This is a genomic window from Bradyrhizobium macuxiense, assembly GCF_001542415.1.
GTDB classification, from domain to species: domain Bacteria; phylum Pseudomonadota; class Alphaproteobacteria; order Rhizobiales; family Xanthobacteraceae; genus Bradyrhizobium; species Bradyrhizobium macuxiense.
This window is the reverse complement of sequence record NZ_LNCU01000036.1, coordinates 140,381-146,380: the sequence shown is the minus strand read 5'-3', so window position 1 is coordinate 146,380 and position 6,000 is coordinate 140,381. Positions and strand designations below refer to the sequence as shown.

Here is a 6,000-nt window from a genome sequence, read left to right as displayed (position 1 = left end):
CCGTCCTCGCGGGCGCGGCCTGGTATGGCTGGGACTACTGGACCGTCGGGCGCTTTCTCGTCTCCACCGACGACGCCTATGTGAAGGCCGACAACACCACGATCGCTCCCAAGGTCTCCGGCTATCTCAGCAACGTGCTGGTCGGCGACAACGAGCACGTGCATGCCGGCCAGGTGCTGGCGCGGATCGACGACCGGGACTTCAAGGTGGCGCTCGACCAGGCTAAAGCCGACGTTGCCGCTGCCGAAGCCGCCGTGACCAGCAAGCGCGCCCAGCTCGAGGTACAGCAGTCCGTGATCGAGGCGGCGCGCGCGACGCTTGCGGTCGATACTGCGACGCAGACTTTCGCCGCGCAGGAGAACAAGCGCTACACCGACCTCGCCGGTACCGGCTTCGGCAGCGTGCAGAACGCGCAGCAGGCGCAGTCGCGCTACGCCAGCGCGGAAGCCGCCATCGCGCGCGATACCGCCAACCTCGCCTCCGCACTGCGTCAGGTGGAGTTGCTCAAGGCCGAGATCGCCCAGACTGTCGCGGCGCAGCAACGCGCGACCGCGCTTCAGCACCAGGCCGAACTCAATCTCGGCTACACCACGATCGTCGCGCCGATCGACGGCGTCGTCGGCAACCGCACGCTGCGTACCGGCCAGTTCGTCCAGGCCGGCACGCAACTGATGTCGCTGGTGCCGGCCACCGGCGCCTATGTGATCGCCAATTTCAAGGAGACGCAGCTGACCGACGTCCGCAAGGGCCAGTCGGTCGAGATCGCGGTCGACATGTTCCCCGGACAGGTCGTGCGCGGTCACGTCGACAGCCTCGCGCCCGCGAGCGGTCAGGAATTCGCGCTGCTGCCGCCGGACAACGCCACCGGCAACTTCACCAAGGTCGTGCAGCGCATCCCCGTGAAGATCGCGCTCGATGCCACGTCCGTCGAATTGCGGCCGGGCATGTCGGTGATCCCGACCATCGCGACGCTGTCGCATCCGGCTCCCGCCTCGCACTCGAAGTCCACTCCGAAAGTCGCTGTCGCCTCCTTCAAATAGGTGATGTCATGTCCGACCTCGCGCTCCCATCTCCGGCTGCCTCGCCCAGCGCCAAAGCCGTAGCCGTCGATCCCAACCGCGCCAGCGCGGTCGTCTGGATCTCGGTCTTTGCGGCGATGATCGGCGCCTTCATGGCGATCCTGAACATCCAGATCACCAATGCCTCCCTCCTCAACATCGAGGGCGGCATCGGCACCGGCGTCGACAACGGCTCGTGGATCTCGACGTCGTACCTGATCGGCGAGATCGTGGTGATCCCGCTCACCGACTATCTCAGCCGCGTCTTCTCGTTCCGCAAGATCATGATCGGCCACGCCGCGCTGTTCGCGGTGTTCTCGGTCGCCTGCGCCTTCACCCACGATCTGCCGTCGATGATCGCGATGCGCGGCCTGCAGGGCTTCTTCGGCGGCGTGCTGATCCCGATGGCGTTCACGCTGGTCTTCACCAAGCTGCCGAAGCCGCAGCAGCCGATTGGGCTCGCGATGTTCGCGCTTGCCGTCACCTTCGCGCCGGCAATCGGCCCGACCATCGGAGGTTACCTCACCGAGAACTACGGCTGGCAGACCATCTTCTTCGTCAATGTGATCCCAACCGCGGTGATGGTCATCACGCTTTATTTCACCCTCGAACGCCAGCCGATGCAGCTTCATTTACTGCGCGAGGGCGACTGGGCCGGTATCGTGACGATGGCGGTCGGCCTGTCGGCTCTGCAGGCGGTGCTCGAGGAGGGCAACAAGGACGACTGGTTCGGTTCACCCTTCATCATCAAGCTCGCGGTGGTGGCCGCGATCAGCCTGAGCCTGTTCATCTTGATCGAGCTCGTGGTCGAGAAGCCGCTGCTCCGTCTGCGGCTGCTGACCCAGCGCAGCTTCGGCTTCGGCACCATCTCGGCGGTGTTTCTCGGGTTCGCGCTGTTCGGCTCCGTCTACCTGCTGCCCGCCTATCTCGGCCAGGTGCAGGGCTACAATGCGGAGCAGATCGGCAACGTGCTGGCCTGGACCGGGCTGCCGCAACTGATCCTGATTCCACTGGTGCCGAAGCTGATGCAGCGCATCGATGCCCGCTTCATCGCCTTTGCCGGCATGTCGCTGTTCGCAATCTCCTCCTTGATGAATATCGAGATGTCGCTCGACTATTCCGGCGACCAGTTCTTCCTGCCGAATATCGTCCGCGCCGTCGGCCAGGCCCTGACGCTCGCTCCGCTGTCCGCGGTCAGCCTCGGCAGCGTCGCGCCGCAGGACGCGCCGGCTGCCTCCGGCATCTCCAACATGATGCGCAACCTCGGTGGCGCGATCGGCACCGCGCTGCTCTCCACCATCGTCACCAAGCGGGAGCAGTTCCATTCCAACATCATCGGCCAGTCCGTCCACCTCGGCCGCGAGGAGGTGCGGACCAGGATCGCGGAGATGACCAACTACTTCCTCAGCCGCGGTGTCACCGATCCAGCTGCCGCGCAGCATCAGGCGATCGTGGCGCTCGGCAATACCGTGAAGCGTCAGGCGCTGGTGCTCGGCTTCAGCGATGCGTTTGCCGTGATCGGCGTGGTGCTGGTGTTTGCCGCGATCGCGATCGTGTTGACCGGCAAGCCGAAGGGTGCAGCGGGCGGCGCCGGCGCGCACTAACCTTTCCTCGGGGCGACGGCCAGAGCCGTCGCCTTCTCAGCTCGCCTCGCGCAGCTTGAAGCGCTGGATCTTGCCGGTCTGGGTCTTCGGCAGCGCCTCCACGAAGGAGATCGCGCGGGGATATTTGTACGGCGCGATCGTCGCCTTGACGTGATCCTGTAACAGCTTGACCTCGAGATCGTCGCCGTGTGCGCCCTGCTTCAGCACGACGAATGCCGAGACGATCTGCCCGCGTTCCTCGTCGGGCGCACCGATGACGGCGCATTCCGCGACATCAGGATGCCCAAGCAGCGCGGCCTCGACCTCGGGACCAGCGATGTTGTAGCCGGCCGAGATGATCATGTCGTCGGCGCGCGCGACGAACGACAGCCTGCCGTTCGCGTCGCTGACGAAGGCATCGCCGGTGATGTTCCAGCCGTCGCGGACATAACTGGTCTGCCTGCTGTCGGCCAGATAACGGCACCCTGTGGGCCCACGCACGGCGAGCTTGCCGACCGTCCCCGGCGGCAGTTCGTTCATGTTCTCGTCGACGACCTTCGCCTCATAGCCGGAGACCGGATTGCCGGTGGTCCCGCCCACCGCACTGCCGATGCGGTTGGTGATGAAGATGTGCAGCAACTCCGTGCTGCCGATGCCGTCGAGGATCGGCTTTCCCGTCTTCTTCGTCCAGCTCTCGAACACCGGCGCCGGCAGCGTCTCGCCCGCAGAGACCGCGATCCGCAGCGACGACAGATCGGCCCCCTTGTCCATCGCGGCCATCATGGCGCGATAGGCTGTCGGCGCGGTGAAGCAGATCGTCGCCTTGAAATTCTCGATGATCTTGATCATCTCGCTCGGCGCCGCATTCTCCAGTAGAGTCGCCGTGGCACCGAAGCGCAGCGGAAAGATTGCTAGCCCACCGAGGCCGAAGGTGAAGGCAAGCGGTGGCGAGCCGACGAACACATCGTCCGGCGTCACCTTGAGCACTTCCCTGGCATAGCCGTCGGCGACGATCAGGAGATCGCGATGAAAATGCATCGTCGCCTTCGGCTCGCCTGTGGTGCCCGACGTGAAGCCGAGCAGCGCGACGTCGTCGCGGCCGGTCTTCACCGCGTCGAACTTCACCGGCTTGTTCAGCGCGATCCGGTCAAGCTCGGCGTCATGGTTCTGCGTACCGTCGAAGTTGACGACCTGCTTCAGGAATTTGCTGGTCTTGGCGCAGGCGACCAGCTCATCAGCAATGCGGCTGTCGGTCAGCGCCAGCGAGATCTCGGCCTTGTCGACGATTTTCGCCAGCTCGCCAGCGCGCAGCATCGGCATGGTGTTGACGACGACGGCGCCCGCCTTGGTCGCTGCAAGCCAGGCCGCTACCAGTGCCGGATTGTTGCCCGAGCGGATCAGCACGCGATTGCCCGGCTTGACGCCGTAATTCTCCACCAGCGCATGCGCCAGGCGGTTCGACCAGTCGGTCAATTCCTTGTAGGTGCGCTGGCGGCCGTTGCCGATCAGCGCGATACGATCGCCCATGCCCTGCTCGACGATACGGTCGGTCAGTTCGACCGCGGCGTTGAGATAGTCGGGATAGCTGAATTCCGGCCGATCGAGCAGCAGCTTCGGCCATTGGTGGACCGGCGGCAGGTTGCGCCGCGCGAAATCGTCAACGTGTCCCGACGGGCCAAGCCCGGCAATATCACCTGACATTCGATTGCCCCTCGCTTTCCACCCAGAAAGGCCAAGACCAACATCGAGAAGACCGATAACGAGGACGCCCGGCAGCGTTCCCGTCGCCAGTTATTTTATACTTAAAATAATTCGGCGCAAGGGTGGAAATCGGAAAATCCTCTTGGCCCCTAGATCTGTGTGAGCTCCTTCAGCCGCAGCACCATTGCAGAGTCGGGGTCGGCGAGCGGCGCGATCGCGGTGAAATGGTTGGCATCGGGTACAACGCCGAAACGCGTTGCAACGCCGGCCTTGCCCCAGACGTCGGCGATGGTCCGGCTCTGCCGGTGATACTCTGCGCTCTCATTGCCTCCGACCACGGCGTCGAGCGTCTTTCCCTCGGGCGGCGTCCAGAGCAGCGGACTCGCAGCCTTTGCTGCGGCGCGGTCAAGGCCGAGCGCCTTGTTGACGGAGGTGCCGACCAGCGGTTCGAGCTCGAACAGGCCCGAGATCGCGTAAGCAGCCTTGACCAGATTTGTCGGCAGCGCCGCATCGTAGGCCGGCCAATCGGTCGCCAGCATGCACGCGGCAAGGTGGCCGCCTGCCGAATGTCCGCTGACCACGAGCGGACGGCCGAGCTTTGCCAGCTCGCGCGACGCCGCACGCATTTCGCCGATGATGTCGCCGACCGTGACGTTGGGACAGAGATCATAAGTCGGCACCGCAACGCTGATGCCGTGCGCATTCAGTCCCCGCGCGCAGTGGCTCGACGACGAGCCGTCGAGCGCCTGCCAATAGCCGCCATGGATGAAGACGACGAGCGGACCGTCGCGGCCTGCCTCGAACAGGTCGATGATGTTGCGGCTGCCGGGACCATAGGCCAGCCGCCGCGGCGGATGCTGCTCGCGATAGGCGGCGGAGTCCCGCGCCCAGCCGGCCATCAGTGCCGGATTCTCCGGCACCCGCGCGCGATTGTTGTACTCGACCTCGTAATCGATCTCGGCCACGGCTACGGCGTCCTCGCCTTGGCGGCGCGTTGCGCCGAGCCCTTCGCCTTGGCGAGCAACCGCATCAGCTCGCGCATGTCCTTTGGCGACAGGTCGCCAAAGATATCGGCGATCCATTTCTCGTGCTCGCCGGCCATCTTGCGGAATTCCGCGCGGCCGAGTTTCGTCAACCGGATGAACTGGACGCGGCGGTCGGTCTCCGAGGTACGGCGATCGAGATGGCCCGACTCGACCAGACGTTCGACCAGGCCGGTAACGTTGCCGTTGGAGACCATCATCCGCTTCGACAGGTCCGACAGCGTCATGCCGTCCTGCACCTTGTCGAGCTGGGCCATCAGGTCGAAGCGCGGCAGCGTCACATCAAACCGCTCGCGCAGCCGGCTGCGTACCTCGCCTTCGATCAGCGTGGTGCAGGTCAGCAGGCGGAGCCAGAGCCGCAGCTCGGTGCCGTGATCGTCGGGCAATTCAACGGCTTTGGTTTCGGAATCGAGGTTCATGCGGCCATCATGCCTCCGCGGCGGGCTGCGGTCGGATGGATTGTTTTGAGCTTCAAGCAATTCGCGGCGCGCCGCAAGGACAATTGCGAATCGACGCGGTTTCGGCAGCTCAACCCTGCAATTTCTTTAGGCTTCAAGCAATTGGCGCGCCGCTTGCATGCCGCGCCGACATCGTCCGGACGCCATGCCGCATCGC

The 6,000-nt window shown here is 64.8% G+C and carries 5 protein-coding genes; 2 read left to right on the top strand and 3 right to left on the bottom strand.

What is annotated here, in order from left to right; translation table 11 throughout:
- Both AS156_RS10160 and AS156_RS10155 read left to right on the top strand, forming a co-directional pair.
- A partial coding sequence (locus AS156_RS10160) for an HlyD family secretion protein (protein ID WP_136626129.1) occupies positions 1-1,040 on the top strand: 1,040 nt, incomplete at its 5' end.
- 8 nt (positions 1,041-1,048) lie between these two features.
- Positions 1,049-2,662, top strand: a complete 1,614-nt coding sequence (locus tag AS156_RS10155) for a DHA2 family efflux MFS transporter permease subunit (protein ID WP_066503369.1) — start codon at positions 1,049-1,051, stop codon at positions 2,660-2,662.
- 36 nt (positions 2,663-2,698) lie between these two features.
- Here AS156_RS10155 and AS156_RS10150 read toward each other — a convergent pair whose 3' ends face one another.
- The 3 genes from AS156_RS10150 to AS156_RS10140 form a co-directional block, all read right to left on the bottom strand.
- Positions 2,699-4,342: a benzoate-CoA ligase family protein gene (locus AS156_RS10150; protein ID WP_066503368.1), complete on the bottom strand. Its 1,644-nt coding sequence runs from the start codon at positions 4,340-4,342 to the stop codon at positions 2,699-2,701.
- Positions 4,343-4,491: 149 nt separating this feature from the next.
- Positions 4,492-5,307, bottom strand: a complete 816-nt coding sequence (locus AS156_RS10145) for an alpha/beta hydrolase (RefSeq protein WP_066503366.1) — start codon at positions 5,305-5,307, stop codon at positions 4,492-4,494.
- Positions 5,308-5,309: 2 nt separating this feature from the next.
- Positions 5,310-5,804, bottom strand: coding sequence for a MarR family winged helix-turn-helix transcriptional regulator (locus AS156_RS10140; protein WP_066503364.1), 495 nt, complete (start codon positions 5,802-5,804; stop codon positions 5,310-5,312).
- Positions 5,805-6,000 lie beyond the last annotated feature (196 nt).